We start from the raw sequence: 16,810 nt of genomic DNA, 5'->3' as shown, positions 1-16,810 counted from the left end.
CGACCCCAGACTCCACCACTACGAATCGAGGCAATCCCAGATGTCCATACTTCGTGCACGCGAGGCGTTCGCATTCACCGACTCGCAAGGCGTACCGCGGGTCGTCCGGCCTGGAGATCTGTTCGACGACAGCGATCCGTCCGTTGTTGGCCGCGAGAAGCTGTTCGAGCCCGTCGAAGTCGCCGCCCATCGGGCCGAGGCCGCGGTCTCGGGAGGTGTCGAAGCGGCAGTAGCGGCTCCCGGCGAGAAGCGGTCGGTGACGACCACGGGCCGAGGCGGGCGTGGCAGGGGTGCCGCCAAGGCTGCGGCGGACGAGGCTGCTGGCCAGAATGAAACCGGCGGAGCATCCACAGCGCCGTGATCGACTTCTCGGAGTACCCCAACCTGTGCGACTATCCCAGTCCCGAGACTGCGATGGCGGCCGACCTCGTACGTGGGGAATGTGGTTGGCACATCGCCCCCGCGCATGAGGTGACGCTATTCCTCGACAGCGATGGCGGGCAGGTTCTGTCGCTGCCATCACTGCATGTGGTGAGCGTGTCGGCGGTGACCGACGCCGACGACGAGGCGATCGAAGGTTGGGAGTTCTCCACCATGGGACTCCTCGAGCGCACGGGCGGTCGCCGCTGGCCACGAGGTCGCCGCGCCGTGAAGGTTACGTTCACACACGGGCTGGCCGCGGCACCGCATGCGATCATCGCGGTGGTCAACGACATTGCCGACACGCTGGTGGTGTCGCCCGACTTGGTGGGGGTCAAGCAGGTTGCGCATGACGGTGCATCGATCACCTACGGGGATGCTGGTGTTACCGCCATCGGTCAGAGGTACGCGCACGTTCTGAAAAGGTTCAGCCTGTGAGCCGCGATCCGCTGGCCGTGTTCTACACCTGGCCGATCACCGTCGAGCGATACCTCGGCGGCAACGCCCGCGGCAAGTCATACGACGCACCGGACAAGTCGCTCAAGGCGAAGGTCACAATCACTCGTGATGTTGTGACGGACGCGGACGGCCGCGAGGTTGTCACCAAGGCACGGATCTCGCTTCCGGTGGGCACACCCACGATTCCTGCCGAATCGCTTGTGACCCTTCCTGAGCGATTCGGCGGCGCCAAGGTCAAGGTCGTCGCAGAAGCGATCACCGACAGCGGTCTGCCGGCACTGCCCAAGTTCTATCGGCTCGACCTCTCGTGAGGAGGTTCAATGGCCCAGCTCCGTTGGCAACCGAATGTGGTCGGCGCGGACAGCGAGGACCTTCGACTGTGCGGGGAGGCTCTCCTCGATGACGCCAAAGCTCTCGCCCCCGAGTTGTCGGGTGACCTCAAGCGCAGCGGATTCGTCCGTGTCGAAGGGGACGCCGTCAAGATCGGGTTCGGCGCCGAGTACGCCGTGAAGCAGCACTATCGACAGGACTTCGAGCACCCCCGTGGCGGCGAAGTGTTCTTCCTGATGAAGGCTGTCGAGGAGTTCGGACCGGTCGTCGAGCAGATCCTCGCGGAGCAGCTCCGGCGGAGGCTCGGCGGATGACGACGTTCTCCACCACCAGCAACGAACTGCTCAAGGCGCTCGGTCTGCGGCTCGTCGAGCTGGACCTGGTCCAGTACAGCGAGGCTGACGACGTCGTCTACGAAGAGGATCCGGAGCTACCGGCGTACGTGTGGCGGGAGTTGCCCGCCGAACCGGACACCGCGGTGTCGGCGACCGTCACCAACGATGCCCGGGACCGCGACCACTGGAACCCGGACTACTACGTGCGGCTTCGAATTCGCACCGCTGAGAACACCTCTGTTGACGCGGACGATCTTGCCGACCGGTTCTTCAACCATCTCCACGTCCCGGATCACTACTACCAACCACAGACGTGGCCTGGCGGTGTCCGGGTCATCGATGTCCGCAGGGTCGTGCGGGCGCAGTCCGTCCCGGACTCGAACAACCGCTTGATGCGGGCCGACTCCTATCGGATAACCCTCAACCCACCAGGAGAAATATCATGACCGCACCCCTCATGCCCCCGGACACCTCGAACATGGACGCCACACTCGCCCGGAACTGGGCGGTCCGCGTCAAGATCGACGGCGTCTGGACCTGGATCAAGGGCATCAACAGCTTCGACGCTCCGATCTCCGATTCCCTGCAGGAGGCCGGCGACTATCATTCCGGCGCCTGGGGTGCCCAGATCTCCACCGAGAAGGCGTGGGTCGCGACCATCGGTGTCGGCCGCAAACTCGATCCCACCAAGGCTCCCGACCCTGGCGTGGAGTACCTGCGCGCCAAGGGTGTCGAGGTCGGTTCCGACGGCATGGCCGAGATCCAGTGGTGGCGCACCGACGGCCTGCCCGACGCGTACGAGGGTCGCGGCACCGTCAACTTCACCTCCGCTGGCGGCGACAAGACGGGTCTGCAGGGCGGCACCATCACGATCACCGGATACGGCAAGCTCAATGTGATTGAGAAGCCGACCGCGGTCGCGGTGAACGAGGTCCAGCGCATCGACATCGTGAGCGCCCCGACCAGCTTCAAGGTGAAGGTGCTCGCGGCCGAGACGGCCGCGTTGACCGTGTCCTCGCTCGATGCGGCCACGCTGCAGACCGCGATCACGGGTCTCTCCCCCATCGGCTCCGGCAACGCCACCGTCGCGGGCAGCAACGCCGCCGGGTACGTCGTCACCTTCGGTGGTGCACTGGCTGGCGTGGATGTGCCCACCCTGCAGATCACCACCCTCGTCGGTGGTACCTCTCCGGAGGTCACCGTCACGGTGGTAACCCAGGGTCACCCCGCCGGATAGCCAGTGTCATTCGACGCTGTCGACGAGTACCTCGACCCGGGCTTCCGTATCACCATCGGTGGTCGGGAGTTCCGGGTCGAGGCCGCCTCGGCGGACACGGTGTTGCGGTTGCAGCGCAAGCTCGCAGATCAGCCGCGGTGGTCGAGACGGCAGGAACTCGACGAGATCCGCCGCCTGCTCGGCTCGGCATGGGACGACCTCGTCGCCGCGAGAATTGCTGCAGAGAAGGTCCTCCGCGTCGGGCGGGCCGTGACCGCGAAGTACACCCTCGACGAGAGCGCCGCCGTTGAGTACTGGACTACCGGGACGGTCGCTCCGAAGTCTGCGGCTACAGAACCTACGGCGCCGAAGGATGATTCGGCGCCCGGCCGGTACGGGCCGTTCGACCCCGGTGGTGGCACGTACCGGGAAGAGTTCGGTGACCGCGAGTGGTACAACCCACCGCACATGGCCCCGGCGTTCAGGAAGCAAGCGCAGGCGCGCAAGCGACGCATCACCTGGCCCGATCTCCTCGAGCTGTGGACTGAGCTCGAGCTGGACTTCCAATCCGAGGGGATCGACCTCGGCTCCGACATCCTCACCCGCCGCCCGTGGCGCTGGTTCGAGGTCCGTGTCGCACGCTTCGTGCGCACCCCGACCTCTCAGCTACGGCAGGCGATCGACGAGCGAAAGGATCACGATGGCAACGATCCTCACTGATCTCGACGAGATCTACGACCCCGACCTGTACCTGCCGATCCGCGGCATGGTGTACCGGATCCCGTCGCCCACCGTGAGTGAGGCCGACCGGCTCGCTGAGCTGATCTGGAAGAAGAAGCTGCACCCGCAGGTGATGCATGAGGAGATCATCAAGATCCTCGGGCCGGCGCACGACCAGATGGTCGAGGATGAACTCCCTGCCCCATTCCGGAACCACGCGGGTCGCACCGCGATTATCCACTTCGCAGTGGATGTGGACATGGGCCGGCAGTTCTGGCTGTTCGATCACCTCACAGAGGTCATCGACATCGATGTCCTGATCGAGCGACTGATGTCGCAAGACGACGCGGCGCCGGTGGCCGAAGCGGTGGCTGATGGCGACTAGAGTCGCCGAGCTGTACGCGGAGCTGACCCTCCGTGACGACAGCCTCAACGAGGGCCTCGAGGGTGCTCGCGACAACCTGAACCAGCTGGGTCAGGCGTCGGATCAGGCGGCCACGCAGGCGCAGCGCGGTGCGGCGCGGCAGGCTCAGGCGTATCGGGAGCTGGCGAAGGACACCGAGAAGGCGTACACCGCTGCCCGTACACAGGCGTCCCGCGCTGTCACCGCCCAGGAGCGTGTCGAGGTCGTCCAGCGTCGGCTGGCCGACGCGGTCCGCGAGCACGGGCAGGCGTCGGAGCAGGCGCAGCGAATCGAGCGGCAGCTCACGCAGGCGCGTGGTGACGCCGAACGGATCGCCCGGAACGCTGAGCGGGCGAACGACAACTACACGATCTCGCTGCAGCGGTCCGAGCGCGCGCAGCGGGAAGCGTCCCGCGCGGCCGAGCAGGCGGGCACCAGTCTGCGCGATCTGATGCAGACCAGCGAACGCGCGGGCCGCAGCATGCGCGAGGCCATCCCGGACGACGGCCAGGTCAACCGGTTCTCCAGCGCGCTCGGCCGCGCCGCGCAGTCGGCGGGTCAGTTCGGTGCATCCGGTGGAGCGATGGGCGGCGAATTCCTGTCCGGATTCGCCGACAAGGTCGGTGACCTTGCGGGCAAGACGGGCCCGATTGCAGGGTCGCTGCTTGGTGTCGCCGCTCTCGGTCTCACCGCCGGCGCACTCCTCGCGAAGGCCATTCAGGACGGCATGGCTCAGGAGAAGAATCTCGACCTGTTCCAGGCGCAGACCAGGATCACTGAGGAGCAGGCCCGGAAGTTCGGCCTGGCGGCCGGCGAGGCCTACGCGGATGTGTTCGGTGAGTCCGTCGAGGGGAACCTGTCAACGTTGAAGCTGTCGCTGCAGAACGGCATCATCGACCCTGCTGCCAGCCAGCGTGACGCCGAAGCGGTGATCGCCAATCTGGACACCATCTCGACTGCCCTCGATGGTGACGTTGCGACATCGGTGAAGGCGGTGTCGGCGCTGATGTCGACGGGGCTGGCATCCTCCGCGCAGGAAGCGTCGGACATGATCGCCAACGCAGTCGGCGGCAGCGCGAACAGGGGAGAGGATCTCCTCGAGGTCATCTGGGAGTACTCGGCTGGCTGGAAGAATGCGGGCGTATCCGCCGAGCAGGCCCTTGCCCTCATCGAGCAGGCTACTGACAACGGTGCCTGGAACGCGGATGCTCCGGGTGATGCCCTGAGAGAATTCGGGCGCCGAATCGACGAAGAGGGCGACACCATTGTCTCCACTCTCAACGACATCGGCCTCAACGGTAAGGAAATGTACGACGCCTTCGTCGAAGGTGGGGACAAGGGCAACGAGGCCTTTGACCAGATGTTCGACAAAATCCGGTCGCTGAAGGACCCGATCAAGCAGGAGCAGGCCATCCTCGCGCTGCTCGGCGACACCTCGGGTGACTTCATGGAGGTCTGGAAGTCATGGGACCCGTCGGAGGCGCTGAAGAACTTCGGTGAATTCGAAGGTGCCGCAGGCAGACTCGCCAGCACCATCGGCGGCAACGCGGCCACCTCAGTCGAAGGTGCCTCCCGGGCAATCGGCCTCGCAGCGGACGGACTCAAGGGGGCCCTTGCGCAGGCAGCCGGTCCGTACATCCAGAACTTCGCAGACACGATTTCGAACAACCGGGCCGGTGTCATCCAATTCTTCATCGACATGGGCAACGCGGGATTCGAAGCAGCGAAGGGTGTGCTCCACTTCGTCGAAGGGGGCCTCCGCGGCCTCGCAGACTTCTCGGGATCGGCCGCAGAGGCAGGCGCGTCGTTCCTCGAAATGGGTGCGAATATCATCTCGGTCGGCGACGCCATACCCGGATTCGGCCAGTTGATGGGGCTCGCCACCGGTGACGCCGCGGGCAAGCTCCGCGACCTCGCAGACGCAACCCGCACCGGCGGCGAAGGCGTCCACGACGTGCTGATTGGGGCGGCGGACGGTATCCGCGACACCCTGCTCCCCGCGGTCGATCAGATGCAGGTCAAGTGGAACGAAGCCGCCGGAGACATGAAAGACTCGGCTGCCTTCAACGACGCCACCGCCAAAATGTCGAAGTCGATCGGTGAGGTCGGGATCCAAGCGGACGGGTCGAAGATGAAGCTCGAGGGCTTCACCGGGGCAGCGGGCCAGATGGTTCCGCCCGGACTCGCCGCCTCTATCACGGAGGTGAAGGACGGACTCGCCGAGCAGGTCCGTACCGGCATCGAAGCGGGCAACACCATCGAGCAGCTCACCGCGCAGTACGGCAACAACCGAGTCGCGCTGATCGAGCAGCTGATGTCCCTGGGCATGACGAACGAGGCCGCCCTCAACTACGTCAACACCCTCGGTCTCACGCCGGAATTGATCAACACGGTCATCAATCAGGAGGGCATGCCGGAAGCGCAGTACGCGCTCGACGTGCTCAAGGGCAAGGTGATCGATGTCCCAGACAGCAAGACGATTCACACCCAGGCGCTCACCGAGGAAGCGATCTATCAGCTCCGCGAGGTCGGCTACATCGTAGAGACACTTCCCGACGGCACTGTGAAGATCACCGCCCCGACCGATCAGGCAGAGGCGGACGTCAGGGCGTTCATCGAGCGTGACCGCTGGGCGACCGTGAAGCTGAGGGCTGAGTTCTACGCCAACGCCTACTTCAACGCGGACGGGTCCCCGAAGAATGTGGCCGGACCGACGAACTATGGCGCCGGCAACAACGGACCGCAGTACGGGCCCGCAGCACCGCGGGCTGACGGTGCCATCATGGCTGGGAAGTTCGCCGCCGGCGGGTTCAACGCGGCACCAGGATTCGACAAGCTCCCGGACTGGGCGACGATTATGTCCCCGCGCAACAACCTGATTCAGTGGGCGGAACCGGAAACACAGGGCGAGGCGTTCATCCCGCTGGCATTCAACAAGCGGGCTCGGTCGATGAACATCCTTGCCGAAGTGGCCCGCCGCTTCGGGATGCGCTTGATCAACGACGAGTACAACAAGGTCTTCAAAGGTGACCCCAGCAGCCTCACCGCGGACACCGATCCCACGGGGTGGCGGGCACTGCTGGGTGGGCAGTACTCGAATCGGTCCCGCCGGTTCAGTGTCGAGGAGTCCAACCCGTTGGTTGCCGCGGCCCTCGGTATGCGGCAGATGATCGTGAACGGCAACTACGACAGCAACCTGCGCGCTGTGGGGATTGAAGAGGACCACTCTGTGGTCGATGCCGTACTGAGGGGCCGGAAGATGGCCTTCGCGGATGGCGGAATCGTCGACAGCCTGATCGGCATCCAGCAGTCGAAGTTCCCGGCCCTCCAGGTGACCGACACCTACCGGCCCGGAGCTGCGGACCTACACGGTGCCGGGCAGGCGGTGGACTTTTCCAACGGGTCGGGCAACACGGACGAGCAACTGGCGTTGGCGAACTACCTTGCCGACAACTACAAGGACCAGCTCGCCGAGCTGATCTACATCGACCCGAGGTTCGGGCGTTGCATCAAGAACGGTGAGTTCGTCCCGGATAGCTTCTACGCGGACGCCGGTGACCACACCAACCACGTGCACGCGGCCGCGATGGAGCCGTTGGGGGAGCCGTCCACCAAGTCGTCGACCGGCCCGGACAACCGCACCGAGCGCGAGAAGCTCGTCGACACGATCGTCGCCGAGGGCCGCCGCCGGGGCATCTCCGAGAAGGGCATCAAGGCCGCCATCGCCGCCGGGCTCGCCGAGACGGATCTCCAGAACCTCGACCACGGGATGGACGGCGACAACGCTGGCATTCTGCAGCAGCGGGACAACGGCGCGTGGGGGACCCTCGAGGACCGGAAGGATCCGGCCAAGGCGGTCGGCATGTTCTACGACAAGCTCGACGACTTCGACTACGAAAGCATGGACCCGGCCGACGCCGCGCAGAAGGTGCAGCAGTCGGGCACCGCGGATGGGTCGAACTACCGGGCTGAGCTCGCCGAGGCTGACCAGCTGTATGCCGACTCGGTTGCCCGTGGCGCGAGCACATCACCCGCGTCCGGTGACTCGTCTCCGTCTCCCTCGTCTTCGTCGATGTCAGGTGGCACACAGGACGTTCGTGTGACGAACTTCGGTGACCTCGTCGACGCGTTGAAGGCCGGCGCCGACTCGGCGAAGCCAGAGGAGCGGCAGCCGAAGGTGATCGGGAATCTCAAGATGTACGCCGGCGGCGGCATCGAGGACCACTCACCGCAGATCGTCCGCCCCAGGCGACTACCGAGTGTTCGGCGAACCGGAAACCGAAGGCGAAGCCTACATCCCGTTTGCGATGTCGAAGCGCGCACGAGCACTGGCGATCTGGCGTGAGACCGGACGTCGGCTCGGCGTCACGGAGTACTCCGGCGGCGGATTCGGCGATTACTCCGGGCCGGACACCGAGGATTACATGAAGCCGAAGAACCTCTACGACGCCGCCGCCCTGGCGACCGGCATCGGATTCACCGCGGTCTCCGGCGCCTCGAACATCATCGGCATGGCCCAGTCCGGGAAGTGGGACCTGTCCAAGATGGTGCCCTCGTTCGACACCGGCAACAACGACATCCCCGGCCTGAGCCAGGCGTTCGATCAGATGACGCAGCAGCTCGAGGAGATCACCGAGACGCTGCAGAAGGGGGGCATGATCCAGGTGGATATCGACGTCGATTCCAACGGTGTGCCGACCGTGTCGTTCACGAAGGCCGGTCTCGCGTGAGGCCGGAGCAGTTCACCATCGTCGGTGTCGACGAGGTGGAGTGGCCGATCGGTGAGATCGACGAACCTGGCACGTTGATCCGGACCCTGAACCCGACCGGTCTCGGTGGTGCTGGTTTCAGTCACGATGACGACCAGAACGCCAACCAGGCTGGTGTGTCGTGGCGCGACACGATGTACGACCCGAACGTCATCGGGATGACGATCCGTTCGCAGCTGATGCCGGGTGATCAGGCGGTGTCGGTGGAGAAGGCGCTGCGTCGCTCGCTCGGGTTCCAGGCTGGGCGACGGCTGGGGGAGTTCTGGGTGGACTCATTGCAGGAGGGGCAGCCGCACCGCAGGTTTCAGGTGTGGCGGCTGGCGTCTGTGCTGCCCAGTCCGACATACAGCGTGACGCAGCGGCTCGGGTACTTCGAGATCAGGGACGTTGCCCTGAGGTCGGATGAGTCGTGGTGGCGCACCGACCCGTACGTGCGCACCCTATTCGCGGCGGATTTTGCGGGCGCGACCGTCGACAACGTCTCGGACGAGGACGTGTGGCCGCACTTCGCGCTGACCGGTCCGATCACTTCGCCGACGCTGGGCCTGAATGGTGAGGCGGTGCCGTTGCCGACGATCGGCGCCGGCCAAACGTGGACGATCGAAACGGATCCGAACTGGTTCGAGATCCACGACCACACCGGCGCTGACCGCACTTGGCCCGGCCGCCGGTGGTACAGAAAGGCGCCCGCCGACACTCTCGACATCCCGCTGACGATCACCGGTACGGGCACCACCTCGGCCACGAAACTCGTCGTCACCCTGCCCCAGCTGTACGGGACGGCAGCGTGATCAACGCACCCGGGTATGCGCGTCCGACCGCCGCGCCGGTGGACGGCTTCGACATCGAGCTCGGCAAACGTAACGGAACGAAGATCGAGTGGACACCGCTCGGCTCCTACAAGGCCGCCGAGTTCGGATGGCACTTCTTCGATCCCGCGAACTTCCAGATCGACCTCAAGCCCGACCACCGCCTCATCCCCGAGCTGACCGGACTGCGCCGCAAGGCCATCCACGTCCGCACGTTCCGGAATGGGATCCCGTATACCGGCCGCCTGATGCAACGCCGACTGACCGGGAAGCCCGGCAAGGAATCCGTGTCGCTCACCGGGTTCGACTACAAGTTTCAGATGCAGCGCGCCACCGCGTGGGTCAACCCGTTGTTCCCGCCGGAGGTCCAGGTGGGCCTGACCGGCAAGCAGGACATCATGGCCGGTGATCCCGACTTCCTGTGCAAGTACTTCGGGGCGAAGAACTGGACACGCCTCGACAAGCCGATCTATGCGTCGCTGCCACTGCATTCTGTCGGGGAGGACCTCCCGGACCTCGACGACATCGCCACCCTCGACGACCTCCTCGAGCTGGTGAACACAGCCGTCGGGAACGTCGCGGTCGTCTCCGCCCGGTTCACGCAGCTCGACGAACTCTTCAAGCTCACTCGCAACCGGTTCGAGTTCGGCTACAAGATGGACCTGTGGGACGGCACCGGCACGCCGCCGCACGTGTTCAACACATCGAATCTCGCCCAGCTCCAATCGGTGATCGATGCCACGTCGGACAACTTCCTGAACTTCCTCAACCCGGACAATTTCCTCGGACTCCTCGACCCCGACTCCTGGGGGAAGATGGACCGCGCCGGATACGTGTTCGACACTCGCAAGAAGCGGGACATGCGCAAGCTGCAGTGGAACACCGATGGCGGGCAGATCCTGCACGTCGACATGAGCGAGGACCATGCCGACGCTACCCGCGCCATCGTCGGCGGCAAGGCACCCGAGATTATGAACCAGGTCATCGAGTGGGGTGCGAACTTCGCAATCCAGCTGTTGCTCAACGCGATCGCCCCGGGTCTCGGTCTCGGCCTGGTCGTCGGCGACCTGTTCGACAACATCTTCTTCGCGTACCAGCAGTTCTACGACGAGGACCTCGAGGACGACATCGGCAAGGACGACGCGTTCGGTGAAGTGTTCGCCGACAACACAGCCGCATGGTCAGCCGATTCCTACGCCGTCGGCCAGGGCTCACTGAAGGACCACTCCGGCGGCGAGACCATCGCGCTGACCGTCGCCTCCGGCGGCCCGGACGGGCGCGGCAACAGCTTCGGCGTCGACGACAACACCGGCCGCCGGTACGACGTCGGCGACATCCACACGTTCTACGACCGCGGCACCACCGTCGAGCAATACGTCTCCTCGGTCACGGTGAAGGACTCCCGCGACGGCCGAATGGTCGAAACACCAATCCTCGGCGAGGACAAACGAGTCCGCGGCGCGTGGACCAACTTCATCACAAACATGCAGGGCTTCGCGCAAACCACGCGGGGCATCGCAAACAGCGTCTAGGAGAACCATGGCACCGAAGTTCTTCCCGGTCGGCCGCGACTTCTACATCACCAGCGGATTTGGGTTCCGCACCTTCGACAACTCGATGCACTGGGGCACCGACTACGGCCGCAACGGCGGGTCAGGCGGACAGCCGATCTACGCCGCGCAGGGCGGAACCGTCACGGCGGCAGGCCCCGCGACTGGGTTCGGCCGGTGGATCAACATCGATCACCCGGCTGAGGACGGAAGCGGACTCACCGTGTACGGGCACGTGATCCCCGAGGTGCGCGTCGGCCAGCGCGTCGCGGCCGGTCAACGCATCGGTCGCATTGATCCCGACAGCAGGACCAACGGCGGAGTGGCGCCGCACCTGCACTTCGAGGTTCACCGCTACGTCTGGTCGCCACCCGGCCCGAACCGGCTTGATCCCGTTCCGTGGCTGGCCGGCGCCGCTTACCCCGGCGCCGCACCACCACCCGCACCAGGAGGTACTCCCTTGGGACAGCTACAGGCTGACGTCACGATGCTCTCGCCCAACGACTCAGGCCCGCGTAACCCGGCGCACTGCACGCTCGCGATCGTTCACACGGACGAGGGCGACCCCAACGGCCGGATCGAGGATCTCCTCGGCTGGCTCGCCCAGCAGCGGGCGCAGGCGTCGTACACGCTTCTCGTCGGGCGGGATGGACGGATCGGCCGGTCGAACGACGACAACTACATCCCCTGGGCCGCGGGCTCGCCCGCCAACGAGCGCGGCATGCACCTGTGCTTCAAGGGCCGCGCCTCACAGTCCCGCGCCGAGTGGCTCGCGCAGGGTCGCCAGCTCGACGCTGGCGCTCGCGTGCTGCGCGACTGGCATGACCGATACGGCATCCCGCTCGTGAAGCTCAGCGGCTCACAGATGCGAGCTGGGCAGAAGGGTGTCGGCGGCCACGCAGACACCGTCGATGCCTGGCACTCGACCGATCACACCGACCCCGGCCCCGGATTCCCGTGGGATGTCTTGCTCGCCAAGGCCGCCGGGAACACAACAACTCCTGAGGAGGGGTTTCTCATGGCACTGTCCGATGCCGAGCAGCGACGCATCTACACCGAACTGACCCAGAAGCTGCCGTCACGATCGAAGTACCGCATCAACGATGAGCCGGTCGACACGCTCGCCGGGATGGTGCTCAACATCGACGCCCGGATTCACGAGGAGTCGACCGAGCGTGACGCGCTCAACGGCGTAAAGGCCGCGATCGACCTCGTCCGCCGCGAGGCAGACAAGGGCGACGCAGGCGCACAGGCAGTACTCGCAAAGATCAACGGAGGTAAGTGACCATGGCTGAGTTCCCGAACAATATCCCCGTCACCGTGGAAGCAACGGTCGAGCTCCGCAGCCTCGACTCGCGGGCATTCTGGCTGGACGCCCTCGACCGTGCTGGTCGATCGTTCCTGCAGAACGTCCTGGTGTTCTTCGGCGCCGGTGTCACCATCGTGTCGGTGTCGTGGACCAGCCTCCTCGGGGCCGCCGCGCTGGCCGCCCTGGTGTCGTTTGTTCTGGCGGTGTCGAGCGCGACGGCTGTCACGTCGGGGAACTTCCTCGTCGACCTCGCCGACCGGGCCGTACGCACCGGCGCCGGATCCCTCGCCGCCGCGATCCCAGTCACCGGCAGCATCACTGATATCGACTGGCCAAGCTCGCTGACGATCGCGGGCACCGCCGTCCTGCTGTCCGTCCTGACGTCACTGTTGACCGAGAACCGCGGTCCCGCGAAGGGCCTTCCCACCCTCGCACCCATTGACGGTGAGGTAATCGAGGTCAGCGACACCGAATTCGGTGAGTGATGCAGATCCTCACGCCCTCCGCGTGGGAGGGGGTCGGCACGGTGACTGTGGTCATCGTGTTCTTCCTCCTCCTCGGGGTGTCGTTGGTGCGTGGCTGGATCGTGTTCGGGCCCGCGCACCGCGAGATCGTGAGGGCGAAAGACGACGCCATCGCGCACGAACGTGGTCGGTCGCTCGAGGACCAGAAGATCATCGCCACCCAGGCGGCGACTCTCGCCGAGCAGAAGGTGTCGGGCGAGCTGACCGCGCACGTGGTCCAGGCCATTCGTGAAGCGACCGGGAACGTGGGTCCGACATGAGGTGGCCGTGGTCGAAGGACATCGAAGCCGCCCGCGCACAAGCACGCGAAGCAGCCGAGGAGCACGCGCACTCCGTGGTCCGGCGCCTCGAAACAGAACATGAGCACAGTGAGGCGGTTCAAGTGACAGACGTATTGTGGGCGGAACTGAGCCGCAATGGGTGGACTGAGATGCTCCGTCAGGCGTGGGGCGGTGCTCGATGACAGAGGCTGCGGACTGGGCGCTACTCGGGGTCACGTCGATGTCGGCGGTCTTCACCATGCTGTACCTCGCTCGGTCCCCCTGGTGGCGAACACAGCTCGGGAAGATCTACCTGTCGAAGTCGGTTGTGCTCACCCTCGTCCTGGTCCAGAACGCTGTCGCCGTGTGGATCTCCACGGACTACACCGGCCGCCAGTCGATTCGCTTCGCGATCTACCTGCTCGGCGCGATCGTGTACGTACCGATGGTGTGGTCGTTGCTGCTCGAGCAGCAGCGGGATCGCGCGCGCCGTCGGGCCGCATGCGAGGCCGCGAGACGTGAACGGCAGAAGCATGTACCTGCGGTCGCCGCAGAGGATGCGTTGGAGGACTGACCGGTGGAACACCTACCCCGCCGGGTTCCTGCCGGTGACATCAATCTTCTCGACTACCTGGTACCGATGCTGCAGGAATTTGTCGGGGACGTGCCGATCCTCGGCGACCTGATAGAGATCCTGTCGGGGGTCGAGGACGGCACTGTCGACGACGTCGGGTCCTGGGTGAACAACCTGGTCGCCAACCTCACTGGCCTCGGCAAGAACACCAACCGGGCCATCATGGAGATTCAGGCCAAGCTGGCTGAGGGCGCAAAGTTCTCCGACACATTCGACCGGGCGGACAACCACACTTCCCTCGGCAATGGATGGATCCAGGGCGGCGAGGGTGAGGGCCTCGGCATCATCGACAATGCTGCGCGACTCGACAACCGGGATGGGGTCTTGGCCTCGACGGGCCGCCGGTACGCCATCTGCCCGCAGACTGCCGATGACGATGACTGCACCGTAGCTGCCGGCGTAAACAACGCGGGTGTCGCTATAGACGCAATGACGTCGTTGTTCATCCGGTCCAACTCGAGCCTCACTGAGTTCGTCTTCGCCAACATTTATGGCAAGTCCGTCTACATGGGGCGGGGCACCCGGTCGGGCAACACCTGGTCGTTTACTGACTGGACCTCGAAGACCTCTGGGATCAACATTCCTGAGGGCGCACTCATTGAGCTACAGGCCGATGGGGCCGACTACTCGCTCAGCGTCAACGGCTCCACCCTCCTGAGCCACACCGATGTTTCGGGCTATCCCATCGACGCTTCACACCGCACCGTCGGCTTTGCCTCGGAGACCCGGACCTCCGGCCTTGGTGGACTCCTCCGGTCATTCTCCTGGGGACTCGTCGCCTTCACGATGCGATCAACGGTCGTGCTCACTGCTATTGACTCGGCATTCAGCAACGCGGCGGCCGCCGTTACTGCGGCAAACGATGCCAGCGACGCGGCTGACACTGCTGTCGTAGCAGCGACTGATGCGACGGATACTGCGGTCGGCGTAGCCAACACCGTTAATGAGTACATCTCAGGCGACGAGGCTGCCGGGGTTGATGGGCAGTCCTACTATGCCAGCTTCCCTGGGCCAGACATTGACCCTATCTGGGTCACCACCACGCCCGGCGAGGTATCAATCAACGGTGGCGCCCTCGGCATCAACTCGAGCGGCTCTGAGGGTACGTTCGCGTACCGATTCAACGCCGCAGTCGACACAGACGACATGGCCGTCAAGTGCGTCCTCACATCTGCTGGTGTGGACTATGCGAACGACGCCCACACCACCCTCTATGCCCGCCTAGCCTCTGGTGGAGGCTCCTTTGTCTACTGCAAGCTTTTCAAAGATCGCATCGAGATTGGTAAGGGGTCGGGTGCATTCCTGACGTTTGACACCCCCTGGGCCACAAAGACGATCACCCTGAAGGCTGGCTACACCATCGAGTTCCGCATGGTGGGCAACGACTACTCCGTCAGGATCAATGGCACGCAGGTATTGGCAGCAACCAATGCCACTGCTACGGTCGGGGCAAGCAATAGATACGGCGGCGTAGCATTCAGCCGCAACAATGTCCCGCCATTCGGATACCTTGCCAGCGCGCGCATCTCGTCGTGGTCGCTGCTGGACCTGTCGGGTACGGAAGTCAACGGAACTTGCTGGACAATGTTTCGGGCCAGCACGAGCGCAATTAACTTTCCCGGCTCTGGATACCAGATTGCACCCAGCGGAACCTTTGACACCTTCCCTTCCGCTATAATCAACAATGTCCAGATCTTTACTGCATCTGGCCAGGTTGTGATTCAAAAGGCCGGGCCTTATTCCATCACGGTCGGGTTTGATACTGCTGCCGGCGTTGCAGATGAAGGTGTGGACAGGATTCCCTGCTTGTTCAAGGCTGGCGACATCATGAGCCCATTCGCCTTGTTCCGAATCGGCCAGGCATCTACCGACATTCGACCCATCGCCTGCACCTGGACCGAGTACCTTGAGGTTGGGCAGGTTCTAGTTCCCGGCCTCTCCGCCGGAGTAAGGGATCAAGTCACCGGCGACACCCTCGGCACCAAAACCTTCTTCACCGGAGCGCTCGTCGCGAATCCCGTAGGCCGTAAGGGAGATAAGGGCGACAAGGGCGACCAGGGCGACCAGGGAATCCAGGGCGTTCCAGGCCCGGGGCTTGCACTCGAAGGCACCGTCGCAACGTACGGGGCGCTACCTGCGCTCACTCTCGGGGACGCCGGCAAGCAGTATCTCGTGTCCGGTGAGAACCGCGCCTACCTCTGGTTGGGAAATGCGTGGCATGCGACGGCGGGCAACGGCATCCAGCTCAAGGGTGATACGGGTACACCCGGCACCAGTGTGACCATCTCCCGCGTCACCAGCCTGCCAGCCTCCGGAACCACGGGTGTCATCTACTGGATCCCGGTGTAGCCATGAGCGGACACGTCTACAACGGGACCACGTGGGAGCGCGTCAAGACGATGCACGTGTGGAATGGCACCGTCTTCGAGCAGGTCAAGGAAGCGTGGCGGTGGACCGGATCGGGGTGGGAACTGCTCTACGCGGTACCGGTTGCGATCTTCGATGACTTCAACCGGGCGAACTCCTCGACTATCGGTGGCCCGTGGGTGAAGTACGGCACGAACTCGGCGATCTCCTCCAACAGCTACGCCACCTCGGGAACCTCGGACGGCTCCCGAGGGATCGTCACCAGCAGCCAAATCAATACCGACGACGGATACGTGGAAGCCGTCCTCGGCGGTGCCATCGCACCGAACGGGAACGCGGACACCTCCATCATGGCGAGAGTCAACGCCGCTGGCACAGTCGGGCTGTCGGCGAACTTCTACAGCGACAGGGTGTACCTGTCGAAGTTCTCCGACGTGTCCGGGCTCACTGCCGGCTACGACTCTGGCATGACGGACATCGCGTCGAACACCTCGGTGTCCTTCGCGTCCGGCGACACGGTCCGACTGGAGTTCGAGGGTGACAACTACGTGGTCCGCAAGAACGGCACCGCGGTGATCACCACCAGCGACGCATCGGTCACCCGCGGGCCAGGCCAGCGGTACGGGGCGATCCGCGTCGAACGCGCCCCCTTCAATAACTCTTGTGCCATCAACAGCTTCAAGATCGCCGACATCGGCGCCTGAA

18 protein-coding genes are annotated in these 16,810 nt (G+C 64.6%); all 18 read left to right on the top strand.

The genetic code is table 11. The features are described from left to right. The first annotated feature begins 40 nt into the window (after positions 1-40). Entirely contained in the window at positions 41-361 is a 321-nt protein-coding gene (locus HYG77_RS04785) for a hypothetical protein (RefSeq protein WP_208961977.1), read from the top strand. Continuing rightward, positions 358-858, top strand: a complete 501-nt coding sequence (locus HYG77_RS04780) for a hypothetical protein (protein ID WP_208961976.1) — start codon at positions 358-360, stop codon at positions 856-858. Before HYG77_RS04785 ends, HYG77_RS04780 begins: the two co-directional genes overlap by 4 nt. After that, the gene (locus tag HYG77_RS04775; RefSeq protein WP_208961975.1) at positions 855-1,190 is read left to right on the top strand and encodes a hypothetical protein; all 336 of its coding nucleotides are present in this window, start codon (positions 855-857) and stop codon (positions 1,188-1,190) included. Before HYG77_RS04780 ends, HYG77_RS04775 begins: the two co-directional genes overlap by 4 nt. 9 nt (positions 1,191-1,199) lie before the next feature. Then, complete coding sequence (locus tag HYG77_RS04770; protein WP_208961974.1) at positions 1,200-1,523, top strand: hypothetical protein; 324 nt, start codon at positions 1,200-1,202, stop codon at positions 1,521-1,523. Continuing rightward, complete coding sequence (locus HYG77_RS04765; RefSeq protein ID WP_208961973.1) at positions 1,520-1,990, top strand: minor capsid protein; 471 nt, start codon at positions 1,520-1,522, stop codon at positions 1,988-1,990. Before HYG77_RS04770 ends, HYG77_RS04765 begins: the two co-directional genes overlap by 4 nt. After that, positions 1,987-2,781, top strand: coding sequence for a hypothetical protein (locus HYG77_RS04760; RefSeq protein WP_208961972.1), 795 nt, complete (start codon positions 1,987-1,989; stop codon positions 2,779-2,781). The genes HYG77_RS04765 and HYG77_RS04760 overlap by 4 nt, the downstream gene beginning before the upstream one ends. Before the next feature lie 3 nt (positions 2,782-2,784). Continuing rightward, entirely contained in the window at positions 2,785-3,480 is a 696-nt protein-coding gene (locus HYG77_RS04755; RefSeq protein WP_208961971.1) for a hypothetical protein, read from the top strand. Further along, the gene (locus HYG77_RS04750; RefSeq protein WP_208961970.1) at positions 3,461-3,865 is read left to right on the top strand and encodes a hypothetical protein; all 405 of its coding nucleotides are present in this window, start codon (positions 3,461-3,463) and stop codon (positions 3,863-3,865) included. The genes HYG77_RS04755 and HYG77_RS04750 overlap by 20 nt, the downstream gene beginning before the upstream one ends. Beyond that, positions 3,855-8,228, top strand: coding sequence for a phage tail tape measure protein (locus tag HYG77_RS04745; RefSeq protein ID WP_208961969.1), 4,374 nt, complete (start codon positions 3,855-3,857; stop codon positions 8,226-8,228). Before HYG77_RS04750 ends, HYG77_RS04745 begins: the two co-directional genes overlap by 11 nt. Then, positions 8,191-8,613, top strand: coding sequence for a hypothetical protein (locus HYG77_RS04740; RefSeq protein WP_208961968.1), 423 nt, complete (start codon positions 8,191-8,193; stop codon positions 8,611-8,613). The genes HYG77_RS04745 and HYG77_RS04740 overlap by 38 nt, the downstream gene beginning before the upstream one ends. Then, the gene (locus HYG77_RS04735; RefSeq protein WP_208961967.1) at positions 8,610-9,443 is read left to right on the top strand and encodes a hypothetical protein; all 834 of its coding nucleotides are present in this window, start codon (positions 8,610-8,612) and stop codon (positions 9,441-9,443) included. Before HYG77_RS04740 ends, HYG77_RS04735 begins: the two co-directional genes overlap by 4 nt. Next, on the top strand, positions 9,440-10,993 hold the full coding sequence (locus HYG77_RS04730; protein ID WP_208961966.1) for a hypothetical protein: 1,554 nt from the start codon (positions 9,440-9,442) through the stop codon (positions 10,991-10,993). The genes HYG77_RS04735 and HYG77_RS04730 overlap by 4 nt, the downstream gene beginning before the upstream one ends. Before the next feature lie 7 nt (positions 10,994-11,000). Next, on the top strand, positions 11,001-12,296 hold the full coding sequence (locus HYG77_RS04725; RefSeq protein WP_208961965.1) for a peptidoglycan DD-metalloendopeptidase family protein: 1,296 nt from the start codon (positions 11,001-11,003) through the stop codon (positions 12,294-12,296). Positions 12,297-12,298: 2 nt separating this feature from the next. Next, positions 12,299-12,805: a holin gene (locus HYG77_RS04720; RefSeq protein ID WP_244373464.1), complete on the top strand. Its 507-nt coding sequence runs from the start codon at positions 12,299-12,301 to the stop codon at positions 12,803-12,805. A 41-nt stretch (positions 12,806-12,846) separates the two neighbouring features. Beyond that, positions 12,847-13,104: a hypothetical protein gene (locus HYG77_RS04715; RefSeq protein WP_244373462.1), complete on the top strand. Its 258-nt coding sequence runs from the start codon at positions 12,847-12,849 to the stop codon at positions 13,102-13,104. A 199-nt stretch (positions 13,105-13,303) separates the two neighbouring features. Further along, positions 13,304-13,678, top strand: coding sequence for a hypothetical protein (locus HYG77_RS04710; RefSeq protein ID WP_208961963.1), 375 nt, complete (start codon positions 13,304-13,306; stop codon positions 13,676-13,678). A gap of 3 nt (positions 13,679-13,681) precedes the next feature. Beyond that, a complete protein-coding gene (locus HYG77_RS04705) occupies positions 13,682-16,087 on the top strand; it encodes a hypothetical protein (RefSeq protein WP_208961962.1) in 2,406 nt (801 codons plus the stop codon). A 2-nt stretch (positions 16,088-16,089) separates the two neighbouring features. Continuing rightward, the gene (locus HYG77_RS04700; RefSeq protein WP_208961961.1) at positions 16,090-16,809 is read left to right on the top strand and encodes a hypothetical protein; all 720 of its coding nucleotides are present in this window, start codon (positions 16,090-16,092) and stop codon (positions 16,807-16,809) included. Position 16,810: the final 1 nt, after the last annotated feature.

Origin of the sequence: Rhodococcus sp. ZPP (assembly GCF_017656075.1) — a bacterium.
Classification (GTDB): domain Bacteria; phylum Actinomycetota; class Actinomycetes; order Mycobacteriales; family Mycobacteriaceae; genus Rhodococcus_F; species Rhodococcus_F oxybenzonivorans.
Note: the sequence above shows the minus strand (reverse complement) of the source record. Positions and strands in the feature narration are given on the sequence as shown.